This window comes from Pantoea sp. B65 (assembly GCF_047308185.1).
In the GTDB taxonomy this organism is placed as follows: domain Bacteria; phylum Pseudomonadota; class Gammaproteobacteria; order Enterobacterales; family Enterobacteriaceae; genus Erwinia.
On record NZ_JAHXPU010000045.1, the window covers coordinates 476709 to 493778 of the forward strand.

Sequence of the window (17070 nt, forward strand, 5' to 3'; positions counted from 1 at the left end):
TTTCGTACAAGTGTTATAATCCGTACATCCATTTCGTACAGTAAGTAACCCTATGTCACGAGTTTTTGCCTATTGCCGCGTGTCCACACTGGAGCAAAACACTGAAAACCAGCGCAGAGAAATTGAGGCGGCAGGTTTTGCCATCAGACCACAGCGTTTAATCGAGGAATACATCAGCGGCTCGGTGGCTGCAGGAGAGCGCCCCGGATTTATTAGGTTACTTGATCGAATGGAAAATGGTGACGTTCTGATCGTGACAAAACTTGATCGACTAGGGCGTAATGCGATGGATATCAGGAAAACGGTGGAGTTGCTCACCGCGTCAGAAATCCGTGTTCATTGCCTTGCATTAGGTGGTGTGGATCTTACAAGTCCGGCCGGAAAGATGACGATGCAGGTTATTTCTGCAGTCGCTGAGTTTGAGCGAGACCTTTTGCTTGAGCGCACCCATGCAGGTATTGCCCGTGCCAAAGCGTCGGGAAAACGTTTTGGGCGCCCGCCAATCCTGAGCGATGAGAAAAAGCGCATAGTAGCAGAACGACTTAATGCCGGAGTGAGCACGAGTGCCGTTGCCCGTGAATTTAATACAACACGGCAAACTATACTCCGGGTAAAAGTAGAATCGCGATAACCATGAATATAAACATTGCTCAAACGCGACTGAATATCAATGTCTGCTATGAGCCCAAACCTGGTAGTGTTAATATTTAAATATATTATCAATACCAGGATTTAACTCCAATATATGATTTAGAAGATTGTTTAATCAGAGGAATAACAAATCATATTATAGATAAAAAGCATACTATAACAGTATGCTTTAGTTAAGATTAAGAATTAGAAGGTTCTGAAAGCGCCTGCCCTTCAACTCCTGCATAAGTAATAATCACTTCGACCGGTTCATCAGTGGTAAAACCGCGATGTACATCATCAACAGATTCGTTAAACGCTTCACCTGCGGTAAATTTCCGACTTTCGCCCGTTTCTTTGTCTTCAATAGTTAGAGACCCAGAAACAATATAGGCAACATTAGGCATCGGGTGAGTGTGCCAGGGCAAAGTGGTATTCGGCTCAAAGTGCATTTTCATGACGGTTAAATGCGGCTTACCTTCCGGGTATTTTTCATAAATTTTTCCGTTCCATGCGCTGCCACTACTTACCAGTTCTTCCGATTTTACACCTTCTGATTCAAACTCAGATGTTTGGTCGGCTTGTTCTTTAGAATGAGTAGACATAATTCGCTCCATATTTTCGTTGAACTTTCATTACCTGTAAAAAAATATTTTCGACATGTTTATGAATACTTAAAAATATCGAATACCTTGCATTACCTCCCTTTCAGGTCTTTACCTGGACTTTTTCCCGATGCAATACCAGTGTGTTAATACCTATGCAAATAAGTAGACAAAACGCAGATAACCACATGCCATATGCCATACCGGTAGAAAATGAACGCAGGTCACTGTGGGCAATCATGGAACCAAACAAACCCACACCAATAACGCCACCAATTTGCCTTGCAGATGCCATCAGGCCAGAAGCCATTCCCGCGTCATCCAGAGATACTGAAGAGAGCATAGAATTGGTAATTGAAGGTACAGACATTGCGCTACCAATACCGACCATCATGAGAGTACTGTTCATGAACCATAAAGAACTGGACTCTGTTAACTGTGACAGCAAAATAAATCCAATTATCTGAACACTAAAGCCTGTGGTGATGATACGGATATCGCTGACTTTTTTTGCTACTCGTGTGGAAACCATTGTAGATATTGTCAGCACAGCCGTTAAAGGAATAAAAGATAGTCCCGTTTTGATTGCATCGTAATGAAGAATGCTCTGGAAATAGATGCTCAGGTCAAAGACTGTTCCATAAAAGGTGAGATTGATTACCGCACCACAGAGCGCTGTGGTGGCCAAAATTTTATTTTTAGCCAGGCGCGGGGGCAGCATAGGGGACGCAACGCGTCTTTGAACCTGGATGAACAGCACTAAAAATATCGCTGCAACGGCCATCATGGCTACAGGCCCCCGGGACCATCCTTCAGAGCTTGACTGAGTTAATCCATAGGTTAATGCCGCAATGCTTACCGCAATCGTTCCCTGGCCTAATCCATCGACTTTTTTATCTACCCGTGGCGATGGCGGTGCTGAACGCAAAATCAGGAAAATCGCGAGTAAGCCCAGTGGCACGTTTATAAGGAAAACGCTGCGCCATCCGAAATACTGAATTAACATGCCGCCCAAAACTGGCCCCGCAGCTAAGGCTATCCCCCCACAGGCTCCCCAGGTTGCCACTGCGGTCCTTCTCATACCCGGGTCGATAAATGACAGTCTGATCAGTGTCAGAGAAGTAGGCACAAGCAGGGCTGCCCCCATACCCTGAACTCCTCTCAGGGCAATGAGCAAAGACAGGCTATTGGCAAGGCCACATCCGATGGAACCCACCGTAAATAATGCGAATCCCCAGGTAAAAATATTTCGCGCCCCGAACTTATCCCCAAAGGCTCCACCAATGATCAGCAATGCTGCAAACACCAATGCGTAGCTGTTAATCACCCACTGAAGACCAGTAAGGTTGGTATTGAAGGCATTTTTAAGTGAGCCTAAGCCAACATTGACTACGCTCACATCCAGTTGAACCACCAGGAATCCCATACAGGTGGCGAGCTGTATGGCTATCAACGAAGGGGTGTATTTTGACATTATGTCTATCCAGAAATAAAAAACTAATGTCATGATAGGACTTGCAGGACTATGTATAAATATTAAAATATGCACAATATCCATGCAAAAGTGCATACAAAATGAATTGGGAAAATCTTCGTTTTTTCGTTGCCGTAGTAAGAGCTGGTACCCTATCAGGGGCTGCTAAGGCTCTGGAGGTTGACCAGGCAACGGTAAGCCGCCGTCTGATGTCACTCGAAGCTGAACTTGGGTTGAAACTTATCGAGCGCCACCCGCGTGAGGCAAAGTTGACGGCACAAGGAAAGATTATTCTTACAGAAGCGCTTGAGATAGAAGCCTGTACGTTTAAAATAAAGCGCCTGTCGATTGCGAATAAAGAAAAAAGAGAGAAGTTGGCTATTTCCGCACCCCCCGTTCTTGCCAGACATTTTTTTGCTACTAACATGTTGAAATTATCGCAGGAACTATCTGGCGTCCTTATCTCCATTTTAAGTGATGTCCACTTTGTTTCTCTGTCCAGGCTTGAGGCAGACCTTTCCATCAGACTATCCCCTGGAGTTAAAGATACAGATATAATCAGGAAAATTGGAAAAATGGATTTTGCGCTTTATGCTGCAAGTCGTTACAGCCATCTTAAGACACCAGAATCCTGGGAATTTATAGCCTATCCTGAACGCGTTACCAATTTTGAACATAAGCAGTGGCTTGATAAAATAATAGGCGAAAAGCATGTTTTATGTGAGATGGCCGATCTCAGTCATCAGTATGAAACGGTTTGTTCAGGCGTGGGAGTTGCAGGTTTGCCATGCTTCCTTGCAGATAGCGATAAACGGCTGGTTAAGCTCGAGGTAAATGAACCTATGCTCAGCCTTGACATTTGGATAGCAAAGCACCCGGATCGGCGCAATGATCCCTTAGTGGTACGCGCCTCGAATGTCATATCGGATATACTGAACAAGGTTGGGTTAGGTTTGAAATAAGTAACAATATTCCCCCTGAAAATAGAGCCAACCTTAAGTGATGAACAATTAAACTATGTATGATTAACAGTAAACACATGTGCCTGAGTATGAATTGGATTCTAATAAACTATGAGAAGCTGTAAAACACGTTTCGTTACTGGAGATTAAAGTTGGTAATATATTGAAAATATCTTGGCCAACAGGTTTCAGGGGTTGCCAGGTTTGCGACAGAGAAGCAGGTCTGTCTTATGTGATGTACACATAAAACAGACTGTTGCTCTTTTCTGACTCGATTAAGGATCTCTCAGGAAATCCCCAAAAAGGAATACAGCGCCGATTACTATACCTTTTATCCGCCACGGATTGTAAGCTCCCGGAAATACGCCACAGTCCCCGACTCAAGCCATACGCCAACGCCACCACGCTGATCTGCTCCCAGTTTAAGGTCATTGACGATTAAAGCAGGCTTATCAGAATGATTCAGGTAAAGTACTGCGCGTTCTCCTTTTACATCAATCCGCATATGCATCCAGCAAGCTAACTCCAGTTCAGCATAGGTTTCATATTTCTCAGGTGATTCAAGCCTGAGACGATCAAATCGATATTCCGGGAACGCCACGTATTGTACGCTATGGTTTCGTCTGACCTGATCATCGGACTGACTGTTTGTTGGCCGCAAATAAATGCTTTCAAACTGGCCTTGTTCATTAATACGGAAACTCACGCCTATAAAGCCACGAGCATAGGCAGGAGCCTCAGGAACGAGTTCACTGGCAACCCAGAGTTCAATTTCTCCGTCACAAAAATCAAGGGGCAGCCAGGCCATCAAATTCCTGTCTGTCAGACTCTCTTTTTCCGGGTCCTGGATGGTCTCTCGCGGCATTGTCATACGAAAAGCCGGATAATGCTGGTATAAGCATCTTTCGAGGCTGACTCCGGAAAGAATGAAATCTTCTGGTTGCAAAAGCGGCTGTATCAGTGATGACATGGTAAATTCCTGTATATTGTCAGATTGGCTCATTTCACTATAGCTCGCGCTCAAACGACAACGTTATTATGCGCGTGAAGCGGACAGGCATCCAGTAATACTGCCAGAAACCTTATTTGCTTCCCAGAAAAGGCGCGATATTCGCCCAGACTGCATCAAAATTGACAGCGAAAGCCGGATGCGGAGCTCCGGGAATAATTGCGAGCTGGGCATTTGGCAGCATTTTGTAGGCAGCGATCACAGTATCGAGTGGCGCATTCATATCTTTTTCACCTGCCAGAACAAGCACTGGAGCATGGATAGCCTGGAACAGTGACTTACCTACAGTAGTCTGGTCGTATTGTTGGTTAGCTTGTTTATACCATTCGGTGATTTTGTCATGCTGTGGTCGTATTTCAGCTTGCTCTGCCCAGTATCGGGGATCGAGGTCGATAACGGACTGTAAGGGGGTATTACGATCTTTACGCCCACCCTGAACAAAGCCTTTTGCCCATTCACCTGCACCAATCGCAACAAGTTTATTGATTTTCTGCGGATAATCTGCGGCAAACTGGTAGCCCGTATAGGCGCCATCGCTAAAACCGATTACATCAGCTTTTGAAATGTTTACGGCCGAAAGTACTTCATGCAGGTCTTTTGCTTTTTGTTTATAGCTCGGCGGGACGTTACCAACATCAGATTTTCCGTGTCCACGTGTGTTCACCATTATCACGAGATGGTTGTCTTTAAGTTTGTCGGCAAATTCGCCCATCTCAGCCATGGAACCGACAATCCCCCCGTGCAACAGCACTACGGGTTTGCCGGAACCATAGACTTCATAATAAATTTTTGCGTCGCCAGACTGCACATAATGTCCGGCTTTTGCGTTGTTACCGTAAGGCGTTGAGCTCCGGTAGCTGTTTGGCTGCTCTCCGAACCAGTGTAAAGGTTGATTTGGCTGAATCGGGGCTGCCTGAACCGTAACTGAAAACATGCAAAATGCGATAAGGCTTGCGCCAATTTTCTTCATTAACAACCTCCTGACTGATTAGATTAAAAGCTTCTAAGCTTGTACCAGAAACTCTGGCTGGTGCGGATTCAGATAGCAATATTGTCATTGAGATTAACCCGCGATCTCTCGGCCATCTCTTTCATCGATTCATGAACCCGTGGCGGCCAGTAGATCCCTTTAACAATAGATAGCGAGCGCAGCAGCGGGAAAAGGCGAATATCGGTGAGGGAGAAATGCCCGGTCACTCTCTCTTGCCGCACTAACAAACTATCAAGAATCTCAAGTTTTGCGTTTATCTCAGTAACCATCGTTTCGGTTTGATCCAGCAAGCGCGAAAAGGGGCCAAAAAAGGCTTCTTTCTTCTGAAGAAAATATTGCATCGCCGCATCCTGACGGAACTCTTCAAAGTCAGAACTTGCCCAGCGGGGGATTGCCAGCGGAAAAATCACATTCGTAGCGTCTTCCATCCAGGCTTCTATGGCTGAATCATCAGATACTGTTAATACAGGCGTTCCGTAGGTTTCATCAATATATTTGACGATGTCCATACTCTCACCGATCGCATCATGGCTTTCAGTGACCAGTATGGGGAGCATTTTTTTTCCAATAAGGCTCACAGGTGTTTCTTCATCATCATTTGGCAACGTGATGATTTCACATGCAACATCTTTCAGGCCAAAGATCATGCGTGAACGTACGCAGAACGGGCAGTGGTCGTAGATATAAAGTTTCATAGGGAAGTCTTTAATCATTTAAGTTGTAAAACTAGCGAGTAAATCCATCGAAAGGTTTCATATACACGGCCCCAAAGGGGTCTAACCGTTTACGGATTTCATCATCAGGTTCACCGTAAACTGTCAGGCCGGTGATGTTGACTAAAGAGAGAAAGGTTTCGGCGAAAGGTGCAAACGTGTGGTCAACATGGCTCACCAGGTCTTGTTGACGATATCGCTCAACAATATGTGCTTTTTGCTGATCTTCACTGACACTGTAAACGTAACTTAACGTACCTGGTTCTTTACTGGTGGCTTCTACCACGCGTGAAACTAACTCTTTAAATGCCGGGAGTTTTCCGTCATTGACGGACAGGTTAAACACACAGGTGATTTCATTTTTCATCGTAATCTCCAGAACTGTGGGGGCAGGTGAACCAGCAAGCAGGAACAGGATGTTCTCCGCAAGAGGATGATGCCGTTACGCGCGGAAACATAACGGCAGGTACGAATCAGGAGCAGGAACTGTTAACCCGATTTTTTCAGTGTCTCAGAAAAAATCTCACCTGAAATTGCCCAGTTGTCGGTAGTTACGTCGTTAAAAATGACATAGACGTACTGTGGATCCACTTTGGCATGTGTTGCGATAGCTTCTGTGACTGCTTTTGCGATAGCAGGTTTAGCATCATCACGGCCTTCGAACATCTGGATATTAACTACTGGCATGGCAGAACCCCTTCATAAGTGGACGAATTGTCAGATTATCTGACCATGAAGAAATCCTACGCTGATAACAGAAGTCGATAAACAGGCTAAAAGAGGACAGAGTGTAGAACTGAGTTCTACAATCATTCGAATGCGTTTTTTGCAGCAAGCGTAATCAACTCATCAATGATAAAGCGTACTCCGGGCAGCAGATGGCGCGCTCGCGGCCATATCACGTTGAGTTCGGTGGGGGCAGGATTGCAGGTTGCAAGCAGTGGCACCAGCTTTCCAGTCTGGATATGGGGTCGCAAAAGCGCTTCAGGAAACTGTATCAGGCCAGCTCCGGCAATACAGGCATCGATCATTGCGTCGCCATCGCTGATTTGATGAAAAGGTGCAGGTTTGAATCTTATGTCCTTTCCGTTTTCATCGCGTATCAACCAGCTGAGTGGGGCTCCCCCCCGCCAGGCGAGAATACAGCGGTGATTAGCCAGTTCGGCCAGCGTTTCAGGCGTGCCGAAATTAGAGATATAGGCGGGAGAGGCACAGATAATCAGATGTTGATTATTCAGTTTACGGGCGATGAGGTCGGTGGTGTCTTTCACCGGACCAAAACGGATAGCGAGGTCAAAACCAACATCAAGCGGATCAATAATACGATCATTGAAAGTGATGGTCAGCTTCAGATACGGATAGCGTTTTGTCATATCCATCAGCACCGGCATCATCACCGAGCGGCCAAATGCGGCAGGCAGATCTATCCTGACTGTACCGGAAGGTTCCGTGAGCTTTGAACGCAGCGCCATTTCTGCCATCTGCAGGGTTTGAAGCGCGCTCTGGCAGCTTGCCAGATATGCTTCCCCTTCGGTGGTCAGGCTGATTTTACGCGTTGTGCGATGAAATAAGGTAACACCGAGATTGTGCTCAAGCCGCTGAATACTCTTGCCTATTGTCGATTTCGATATGCCCAGTTGTTCAGCCGCTTCGGTAAAACTGCCAGAATTTGCGGCCGTCACAAAGTGGACGATACTGCTAAAAGATTCGGTAGAAATCACGGTTGACATCGGATAAGCCAGAATGAATAACCAAAAGATACGCTAGCGTAAAGCCGAAACATAAAAAGACGCAAGCGAAGGGTGTTAAAACGGCACGTCTACTTCGCGCTCAAATCTGCCCCAGCTCGAGAAGATGTCTTAGCGTAGGATATTTTCCGTTTTCCAAGCGGACCCCAAGAAAGTAGCGGGCGGTCTCAAGACCGAACCCGGACGAGCATCCGGTGATCAGGATAGTGTTCATGGCAAACTCCTCAGGTAGTAGGCAGTAGCGAAAGAATAGGTTGGTTGCTGTTTTTATTCATCATTTCCGTTTTTAAGTTTTTGAAAAGAATTAGCGGGAATTTTTCTTAAAAAAATAACTGTGCCTATAATTCATTGGGGATTTAAGCAGGTGACGCCAGATATTCAGACGCTTAATAAATATTGTCATATCACTGATGCGCAGAAAGAAGCGGCGAGCCATCCTTCTTTCCGTATCGTGCTGGCTATTATTTAGCGCTCAACTGGCGCTGGCGTCACATTATTGCGCTATGCCGGGCTGTTGCCGATTATGTGGGGCGGCGGCAGCGGCTCTGAGGTCATGCAGCGCATTGCCGCGCCGATGATTGGCGGCATGGTCAGCGCGCCATTATTATCAATGCTGGTGATCCCGGCGTTTTATTTGCTCACGCACCGGCAGAAAAAACGCGATTAAAAAAAAGACGCCCGGCATGCCGGGCGTCCTGTTAGCTGCATTCTCTGCGGTGATTAATGCGCGTTTTTTTCCAGCCGGAAATGATTCACCAGATTTTCCAGCAGTACCGCCTGTTCTTCCAGACTATTCGCCGATACGGACGAGGCCAGCACCAGTGAGGCATTTTGCTGCGTGGTGGTGTCCAGCTCACTGATCGCGCGGGCAATCTGCGCAATACCGAGGCTCTGCTCTTCTGACGCGGTAGAAATTTCTCCCATAATATCGTTAACCCGTGTAATTGCGCTGACCACGTTTTCCATGGTGTTACCGGCATGGGCCACCAGCGCGTTGCCGTTATCAATACGGGTAACGGATTCGTTGATTAACTGGGCAATATCTTTCGCCGCCTGCGAACTGCGCTGTGACAAATTGCGCACTTCACTGGCGACCACCGCAAAGCCACGTCCCTGCTCACCGGCGCGAGCGGCTTCAACGGCGGCATTCAGCGCGAGGATATTGGTCTGAAAAGCAATACTGTTAATCACGGCGGTGATATCGGCAATTTTCTTCGAACTGGCGGAAATATCACCCATGGTTTTCACCACATCACGCACCGCCGTACCGCCATCAATAGCGGTTTTGGATGCCTGGGCGGCAATTTCGCTGGCGTGACGCGCATTATCGGCGTTGTTTTTCACCGTAGAGGTTAACTGCTCCATGCTGGCGGCAGTCTGGACTACGGCAGCGGCCTGCTGTTCGGTCCTTGATGACAGGTCGGTATTGCCGCTGTTAATGGTGCTGGCGGCGTGAGAAACGGTGACCACGCTGTTACGCACATCGCCAATCACGCTGCGCAGGCGTTCATTCATTCGCCCCATGGCTGTCGTCAGCTGGCCTAATTCATCACTGCTGTTGGTGGTAAAATCAGAGCTGAGATCGCCGCTGGCGATACGTTCAGCGAGGGCCAGGTTCTGCCGTACCGGACGGGTAATCTGTCGAATGATCGACCAGGCGACAATAACGCCAAACAGGATCGCCAGTGCGCCCATGATTAACATGATATTGGCGGAGCCAAAAGCCAGTTCATCATTTTCGACTTTAACTAACGCCATAATTTGTTTCACCGCGGCGCTGCTCTTATCACCGGCGGTTTTCACTAAATCTTCTGCGGCGCGTAATTGGGCATAAGTGGCATCATACTCTTCACTCAGCTGCTTATAGCTGACCGCATTATCCCACAGCGCTTTCAGCGCGTTCTGGCTGGCGACGGGCAGTTGCGACAACAGCTCTGCCATCGCGCTTTGCGCGCTGGCAAAATGACTCTCTAACACCTTGCGCAGTGCGGGATTGGCGCTGAAACTGAGGACATAGGCTTCTTCGCGGATTTGGCTGATTGCCAGCAGCTGAGCAAATACTTTGCTGGTTGTCGCCTGGTCGCTAATCAGCAGACGATAACTGGCTGACAGATCCTGATCGTTAAAGTTGTTTAGCTGCGTACGCAGCGCGGCTAATTTCACCGTAGCGGCGGTCATGGCGCCGATGCTGCTCTGGAAACTGTTCAGATGACCGGCAATATCTTCAATAATTTGCTTTTGCGCCGGCGCCCAGTCGAGCTGACTGGCCTGCCCGGTGAGTTGCGAGGCGTGGGTGACAAAATCCGACATCACCTTGCCCGATTTCTCGTCACCATTATACAGATATTTAAGACGGTTTATTTTGGCCTGAAACACTTCAATATTGATGTCATACACCAGGTTGGTTTTTTCATACACGGTGCGAATGGCTTTAAATCTGCCGATGCTGAGCATGGTAGCCAGCGCCACCAGAAACAACACCAGACCGAACCCGATTGACAGCTTGTATGAGATGCGTACGTTGCGTAATCGGGATCCTATACTTGTTATCATTATTTGTTCCTCTGCCTTACCCGTTGTGGACGATGGAGATAACACGTAATCAATCAAATCAGTTATCGGCCGTCGCTGACATTAGTTTAGGGGGGCGGAGGGGGGGAAAGAGGCAGGGGAGCCATCAATGGCTCCCGTGGAAAAGAGGGAGAGTTATAACGCCAGCGGTTCGCCGAAGGCGCCATGCAGGGCGCAAATCTCACTGGCGAAAACCGCAGCGGCATCAAGACTCGCGCTCAGTGTTTTATGTTGCAAATGCGCCAGCAGAAATGCGGTGATAAAGCCATCGCCGGCGCCTAAGGTATCAACCGGCCTGATAGCCACCGGTTTCACCTCGTGCCAGTGAACACCATCAAACAGAATCGCGCCGTCAACGCCACGGGTGGCCACCACCAGCGGGCATCCCTGCGCCTGCGCCGCTGTCAGCAGATGTTGCGTTTCCCGCAGGCTTTTACCGGCGCAGGAGAAAAACGCATAGTCCAGCCATTTGCACAGCGGCAGCGCCTGCCCGGGTAAAAAATCATCTGAAAAATCATACGATAATTTCCCTGGCAGGGTCGAAAGCGCCGGCAGCAGATGATCGATATAGCTATAAGCGCTGGTATGGATCAGGGCAAATTCCGCCAGCCAGTCGCGGGTTGCGAGCATAAAATCCATCGCGGTGCTCTGACGGACGCCGCCGGCGTTCGACTCGAGGAAAATACGCTCGCCATCATTGATGGTCAGGCTGGCATAGCCGCTTTCGCCCGCCACCGTAAGGCAGTGGCTGATATCAATCTGCCGGGCCGTTAACACCTTTTTCAGATGTTCTGCGGCCCGATCGTCGGCAAAGATCCCCTGATAGGCGGCGTTAACCCCCAGCATGGCGGCATAAACGCTAAAGTTAACGGCATTTCCTCCCGGATAGCCCACTCCGGCATGACAGTAGCGATCAATGACATTATCACCTGCGCCTAACACTTTCATTTTTAACCTCAATAATGCGTTTTGCCCATATAACGGCGGGTTTCCAGCGGGTGATGACGGATCCCGGCCAGGGCGGAACGATAGGTGCACATCACGCTATAGAACAGAACCGGATTAAAATAATCAACAACGTTAGCGGCGATCTGTTGCAGGCCCAGTTCGCGCGCATCGATAATTTCAATTTTTTTGGCATAGCGTTGCAGGAATGCGACTACGCGTTCATCCAGCGGACGGGTCTGTCCTTCATTGACCATTACCAGCCACGGTGTGGTTTCATCCGTCACCTCAAAAGGCCCGTGGAAGAATTCACCACTATGAATACTGGCGGCATTTAGCCACTGCATTTCCATCAGTGAGCAGATGGCGAACCCATAGGCATGTCCGTAGGACGCGCCGCTGGACAGCACATAGAATAACGATTCGTGCTGAAAGCGGGCGGCAAAATCAGCGCTGCGCGGCAGAGTTTGCTGACAGGCGCGGGCAATAATGCCATCAATCTGCGCCAGTCCGTGCTGGAAATCAGCGTAACCGGCAAAGCCTTCCGTCTGTTCGACCGCTTCGACGCAGTAGCTCAGAATTTGCGCCATCGGGTTGTTGGTGACCTGACTTTCGCCACCCCATTCATACAGCACATTATGATTCGACCAGTTAAGCAGTCCGGCTTCCGGGTTATGGGTTAACGTAATGGTTACACTGCCATGCTCACGCGCCAGTCGCGCGGCGGCAACTGATTCCGGCGTATTGCCGCCGTGTGAGCAGACAATCGTCAGGGTCTGTTTACCCAGCGTTTTTGGCGGCGCATAGACAAACTCATTGGCGGTCATCATATAACTGTGCAACTGCGCGGATTCGCGGTTAAGAAAATAGTGCGCCGGATACATATCGACCAGTGAACCGCCACAGGCCACCAGAACTACCTGGCGCAGCGGATTGTCAGCGCTAAAATGTTGCTCAATCAGGGTGGCCATTGCCGTTGCTGCTTTCATTGCTTAATCACCATAAATATTGAAATTAAAGTATTTTTTTGCCAGCCGGTCATAGGTGCCATCGGCACGAATGGCACTTATAGCCTGGTTAAACTGCGCTAAGGTAACCTCGTCACCTTTGCGCACGCCGATGCCGGTGCCCGGGCCAAAAATAGCCTCGTCTTTAACCTGCTCGATAAGGGTGAATCCCTTGCCCTGGGGGCGACTGAGCAGCGACTGGGTAACCACCGTGGCATCATCAAGGGTGGCATCGAGACGACCGGCGACCAGATCGGCATAGACCGCATCGGCACTTGGATAGGAGATCACTTCAGCGCCAGCCGGACGCCAGTGTTTAAGCGCGTAAACCTCAAAAACCGATCCCTGCTGAACACCGATATGCTTACCCTGCAGTGTCGCCGGCGCGGCAGTAAGGGCGCTGCCTTTGGCGGCGACCAGATACGCCGGGGTATTAAAGAGCTTGTCACTGAAATCGATGGATTTCTTTCTTTCATCCGTGATCGATAACGACGACAGAATGGCGTCAAACTTACGCGCCTTCAGCGCCGGGATCAGGCCATCAAAGGTGTTTTCGGTCCAGATGCATTTCGCCTGCAGATGAGCACAGATAGCATTGCCAAGATCAATATCAAACCCCTGTAGTTCACCGCTGGCGGAACGGGACTCAAACGGGGGGAAAGTAGGATCGGTACCAAAACGGATTTGTTTTTCCGCACCCATCGCCGCAGCGGAAGCAAGGCAGGCAAAACTCAGACACAACCTCGACATTGACAGTTTCATTGTTTACCCCTGTAACCTAACCATTAAATAGACCATAAATATATATCTGCAGCCGCGACCATCCGCAATCTATTTATGAAAAATTTTATAAAACAATTAGTTATTGCATTTTATGGTCTGTTTGCACCATCACGGTGACGTCGCGATCGGGCAAAAAAAAGGCTTGATTTACCAACGATTAAATTAGACCATCTGCGTTTCAGACCGACACGGATAACCAGTTAAATAGACCATGAGCGATCAAAGCAGTGGGCAACGACGCCCGCGGAAATCCTATCTGGAAGCAAAGAAGAAGATTCTGGCGCTGCTTGGCACCGCGGAGTTCAATACCGGCGATCAGATCCCGGCGGAACGTGAACTGGTGGCGATGATCGGCCTCAGCCGCATGACGCTGCGCAAGATTCTGGCGGAGCTGGTTGACGCCGGGATCCTGGAGCGCCGCGGCAATCAGGGAACCTGGATTCGGCAAACGGTCATTGAGCGGCCACTGACCAGCCCGGTGGAGCAGGGCATCAGTCAGATCACCGAAGTCAATGGGGCGATACCCGGCAGCCATCTGCTCTATTTTCAGCATGCCAGCGCCAGCGTGCGCATTGCCCGGTTGCTGCATATTGAAGCTGGCGACCCGATTGTTATGATGAAACGTTTACGCTTTGCCGATGCGTCGCCATTTTGTCTGGAAACCAGCTACCTGCCGCTGCATCGGGTACCGGGGCTGACCGCCAGCATGCTTGAGCAACACGGCTCGCTGTATAAGCTGTTAAGCGGTCTTTACCATATTCATATCGCCTCGGATGAAGGCACCATCAAAATCGCCACCATGAGTGAAGAAGAATATACCTTGTTGCAGGTGCCGCCCGACACGCCGGCGCTGGTCTACCGCGGAGTGATCACCGATACTCAGGGCAGCCCGGTGGAATATCTGGTATCGGTCAATCATCCGGAAAAGGTCTCGTTTAAAATTCGCAATCCGGTAATGACTTCAGTTAGCTGAAAAAATCATGCAATATCAATCCGGCAAGGGGTTGATAACGGCGGCAGGCCGTCAATAATCGATCGACTGCAGGTCGACGCTGGCGCAGTGCGCCTGACAATAAAATATAGGGATGGCATATGGTTCCACTGGCAACAGCAACCGGCAGTTCGTTGCTGCGACATCGCGCTTTTGTCGCATTCTGGCTGGCGCGCACCTGTTCTTCGTTTGGTTTTCAGATGTTTTCGGTGGCGGTAAGCTGGCAAATCTATGCTCTTACCAACAGTGCCATGGCGCTCGGTATGATTGGCCTGATGCAATTCCTGCCGTCAGTATTGCTGGCGTTACCGGCCGGACATTTAGCCGATCAATATGATCGCCGGCGCATCGCACTCTTTGGTCAGATACTGGAGTGGGGCGCGCTGGTCGCGCTTATCCTGCTGACGTTTTATCAGTGGTCGGATAAAAATGCGCTTTGGGGGCTGGTCTTTCTGATTTCGCTGGCCAAAGCGCTGGAAGGACCGGCGATGCAATCGATGCTGCCGTCACTGGTGCCGCCCGACGTGCTGGCGCGCGCCACTGCCGCTAATGCGGTCGGTGGCCAGGCGGCAGTGATTATCGGCCCCACCCTTGGCGGGTTTTTATATGTCGCCGGGCCTGATGTGGTGTATGGCGTCGCCGCCGCGTTTTACCTGCTGTCGATTATTATGGTTAGCCGCATTCGCTATGTCAGACCGCCGCAGCCGCGCCTGCCCGCCACCCTGAAAACGCTGTTCGCCGGGGTGGGATTTATCCGCGCCCGTCGCGATATCCTGGGCGTGATTTCCCTCGATCTGTTTGCGGTGCTGCTCGGCGGGGCAACGGCATTGCTGCCGATTTTCGCCAAAGATATTTTGCACACCGGCCCGTGGGGCCTGGGGATGCTGCGCGGGGCGCCGTCGGTCGGCGCTTTGCTGGTGGGTATCTGGCTGAGTCGTCATAAGCTGGAAAAAAATGTCGGCATGATTATGTTTGGCTCGGTCGCCGGCTTCGGTTTCGCCACGCTGGTATTTGCTCTCTCCAGCCAGCTATGGCTTTCACTGCTGGCGCTGGCCGCCCTCGGCGGCTTCGATATGATCAGCATGGTGATCCGCGGCGCGCTGGTTCAGCTGGATACGCCTGACGCGATGCGTGGGCGCGTTAATGCGGTTAATGGTATTTTTATCAATACCTCAAATCAGTTGGGTGAGTTCGAATCTGGTTTACTGGCGGCGTTGATGGGCGCGGTACCTGCCGCCGTATTAGGCGGGGTCGGTACCCTGGTGGTAGTCGCGGTCTGGATGAAGTTATTTCCTCATTTGCGCCGCCGTCAGCGTTTAGAAACGGACACTGCCGCCAGCCGGTAAACGCCGCGGATTGGCTGCCGCCATTATGCCAGCGCCGGGACAAAATGATGGCGGCCAGCGAGATGATAAGTCGCAAAAATAGCTATATATCATAAGCTAATGGTATTACCCGCATCCTGGAAGTTGTGCTTATTGTTAACAACTTTCACATGGCTGGTTAATATCAGGGATTGCAACTATGAATGTCGCAGTTATTGGTGGTGGCGTTATCGGGGTTTCCTCTGCATTGCACCTCGCACGTGGCGGTGCAAAGGTGCAGCTGTTTACCGAAGCAGAATTAGCTTCCGGCGCTTCCGGTCGTTCACTCTCATGGTTAAACGCTTCGGGTCTCTGGCCGGCGGATTATTATCAACTGCGCATGGCGGGCATCGACCGCTTCCGTACGCTGTACTGTAACCATCCCGAATTGAGTTGGTTGAAATTTGATGGCGGGGTGTACTGGTCAGATAATAATAATGAAGTGCGGCAATGGTATACGGCAGAGAGCGCCCGCGGCTATGACGCGCAGTTGCTCTCCGCGCAGCAGGTTGCCGATCTCGACCAGGCGATTACCCCGGCGGCAGTTATCGAGCCGGCAATATCTAATCCTGGCGAAGGCTGGGTCAACCTGCCGGATTTTATTGCGCACTGTATTGCGGAGTTTACGCATCTCGGCGGAACCCTGATTGAGAATGCCGGCAAAACCGTGCCGCTCTATGATGCGCAGCAGGGCGTTACCGGGGTTCACTCGCAGAATAATGGCGAATTTCTCTGTGATAAAGTTTTACTCGCCTGCGGCGCCTCAACCGTCAGGTTGTTAGCGGAGTTAGGTGTCGATTTGCCGGATGGCTCGGTATTATCCATGCTGGCGATTACCGATCCGGTTGATCAGCGTCCGGCAGTAGTGCTGAATACCCCGCGGGTGGCGATGCGACCGCATCCTGGTAAGGCGCTGGCGGTAGACCATAGCTGGTATACCGACGAGATTAAACCGGATGCCGCGGGTAACTTCTCGGTTCCGGATGCGGTGATTAATGAGCTCCTCGCCGCCGCCGATCAGATCCTGAGCACTTCTGGCGCGCTGTCGCTGGCCAGTTATAAAGCCGGCTGGAAACCGGTTCCGGCTGATGGCTTCCCGGTTCTCGGGGAACTGGAACCACTACCGGGAATTTACCTTGCTTTTACCCATTCAGGCGCAACGCTTTCATTGATCATCGGCGAGTTGCTAAGCCAGGAAATCATTACCGGCAAGCCGCATCCGATGCTGGCCTCATTTCGTCCGGGAAGATTCATGACCAGATAATGATTATTTAAAA

At 50.0% G+C, this 17070-nt stretch carries 19 protein-coding genes; 7 read left to right on the forward strand and 12 right to left on the reverse strand.

All coding sequences use genetic code 11. From position 1 onward, the window contains the following. The first annotated feature begins 52 nt into the window (after positions 1-52). Positions 53-631 (forward strand): recombinase family protein, encoded by a 579-nt coding sequence (locus tag JWF83_RS26150; RefSeq protein ID WP_413653431.1) that lies wholly within the window; start codon positions 53-55, stop codon positions 629-631. Between the two features lie 199 nt (positions 632-830). Here JWF83_RS26150 and JWF83_RS26155 read toward each other — a convergent pair whose 3' ends face one another. Beyond that, positions 831-1235, reverse strand: coding sequence for a cupin domain-containing protein (locus JWF83_RS26155; protein ID WP_413653432.1), 405 nt, complete (start codon positions 1233-1235; stop codon positions 831-833). 103 nt (positions 1236-1338) lie between these two features. Beyond that, entirely contained in the window at positions 1339-2709 is a 1371-nt protein-coding gene (locus tag JWF83_RS26160; RefSeq protein ID WP_413653433.1) for an MFS transporter, read from the reverse strand. A 101-nt stretch (positions 2710-2810) separates the two neighbouring features. Between JWF83_RS26160 and JWF83_RS26165 the strand changes: the two genes are divergently transcribed. Next, on the forward strand, positions 2811-3671 hold the full coding sequence (locus JWF83_RS26165) for a LysR family transcriptional regulator (protein WP_413653434.1): 861 nt from the start codon (positions 2811-2813) through the stop codon (positions 3669-3671). 331 nt (positions 3672-4002) lie between these two features. Here the strand turns inward: JWF83_RS26165 and JWF83_RS26170 are convergent, their stop codons facing one another. From JWF83_RS26170 to JWF83_RS26195, 6 genes are all read right to left on the reverse strand, one after another. Next, complete coding sequence (locus JWF83_RS26170; RefSeq protein ID WP_413653435.1) at positions 4003-4641, reverse strand: hypothetical protein; 639 nt, start codon at positions 4639-4641, stop codon at positions 4003-4005. A gap of 112 nt (positions 4642-4753) precedes the next feature. Beyond that, on the reverse strand, positions 4754-5650 hold the full coding sequence (locus JWF83_RS26175) for an alpha/beta fold hydrolase (protein ID WP_413653436.1): 897 nt from the start codon (positions 5648-5650) through the stop codon (positions 4754-4756). A 68-nt stretch (positions 5651-5718) separates the two neighbouring features. Next, a complete protein-coding gene (grxB, locus tag JWF83_RS26180) occupies positions 5719-6366 on the reverse strand; it encodes a glutaredoxin 2 (RefSeq protein ID WP_413653437.1) in 648 nt (215 codons plus the stop codon). Between the two features lie 31 nt (positions 6367-6397). Beyond that, positions 6398-6751, reverse strand: coding sequence for a putative quinol monooxygenase (locus JWF83_RS26185; protein WP_413653438.1), 354 nt, complete (start codon positions 6749-6751; stop codon positions 6398-6400). 122 nt (positions 6752-6873) lie between these two features. After that, entirely contained in the window at positions 6874-7071 is a 198-nt protein-coding gene (locus tag JWF83_RS26190) for a tautomerase family protein (RefSeq protein WP_413653439.1), read from the reverse strand. Positions 7072-7193: 122 nt separating this feature from the next. Beyond that, entirely contained in the window at positions 7194-8114 is a 921-nt protein-coding gene (locus JWF83_RS26195) for a LysR family transcriptional regulator (RefSeq protein ID WP_413653440.1), read from the reverse strand. A 352-nt stretch (positions 8115-8466) separates the two neighbouring features. Between JWF83_RS26195 and JWF83_RS26200 the strand changes: the two genes are divergently transcribed. Both JWF83_RS26200 and JWF83_RS26205 read left to right on the forward strand, forming a co-directional pair. Further along, positions 8467-8601 (forward strand): hypothetical protein, encoded by a 135-nt coding sequence (locus tag JWF83_RS26200; RefSeq protein ID WP_413653441.1) that lies wholly within the window; start codon positions 8467-8469, stop codon positions 8599-8601. Between the two features lie 27 nt (positions 8602-8628). Continuing rightward, positions 8629-8799 (forward strand): efflux RND transporter permease subunit, encoded by a 171-nt coding sequence (locus JWF83_RS26205; protein WP_413653442.1) that lies wholly within the window; start codon positions 8629-8631, stop codon positions 8797-8799. Positions 8800-8852: 53 nt separating this feature from the next. Here the strand turns inward: JWF83_RS26205 and JWF83_RS26210 are convergent, their stop codons facing one another. The 4 genes from JWF83_RS26210 to JWF83_RS26225 form a co-directional block, all read right to left on the reverse strand. Further along, positions 8853-10685: a methyl-accepting chemotaxis protein gene (locus JWF83_RS26210; protein ID WP_413653443.1), complete on the reverse strand. Its 1833-nt coding sequence runs from the start codon at positions 10683-10685 to the stop codon at positions 8853-8855. 153 nt (positions 10686-10838) lie between these two features. Beyond that, entirely contained in the window at positions 10839-11651 is an 813-nt protein-coding gene (locus JWF83_RS26215; protein ID WP_413653444.1) for a PfkB family carbohydrate kinase, read from the reverse strand. Between the two features lie 8 nt (positions 11652-11659). Then, the gene (locus JWF83_RS26220; protein WP_413653445.1) at positions 11660-12637 is read right to left on the reverse strand and encodes an SIS domain-containing protein; all 978 of its coding nucleotides are present in this window, start codon (positions 12635-12637) and stop codon (positions 11660-11662) included. 3 nt (positions 12638-12640) lie between these two features. Continuing rightward, the gene (locus JWF83_RS26225) at positions 12641-13405 is read right to left on the reverse strand and encodes an ABC transporter substrate-binding protein (RefSeq protein WP_413653549.1); all 765 of its coding nucleotides are present in this window, start codon (positions 13403-13405) and stop codon (positions 12641-12643) included. Positions 13406-13649: 244 nt separating this feature from the next. On the opposite strand from JWF83_RS26225, the gene JWF83_RS26230 reads away from it, so the two are divergent. The 3 genes from JWF83_RS26230 to JWF83_RS26240 all read left to right on the forward strand — a co-directional run bounded on the left by JWF83_RS26230 (position 13650) and on the right by JWF83_RS26240 (position 17057). Continuing rightward, positions 13650-14411, forward strand: a complete 762-nt coding sequence (locus JWF83_RS26230) for a GntR family transcriptional regulator (RefSeq protein ID WP_413653446.1) — start codon at positions 13650-13652, stop codon at positions 14409-14411. A 119-nt stretch (positions 14412-14530) separates the two neighbouring features. Then, positions 14531-15775 (forward strand): MFS transporter, encoded by a 1245-nt coding sequence (locus JWF83_RS26235; RefSeq protein ID WP_413653447.1) that lies wholly within the window; start codon positions 14531-14533, stop codon positions 15773-15775. A gap of 178 nt (positions 15776-15953) precedes the next feature. Further along, complete coding sequence (locus tag JWF83_RS26240; protein ID WP_413653448.1) at positions 15954-17057, forward strand: NAD(P)/FAD-dependent oxidoreductase; 1104 nt, start codon at positions 15954-15956, stop codon at positions 17055-17057. Positions 17058-17070 lie beyond the last annotated feature (13 nt).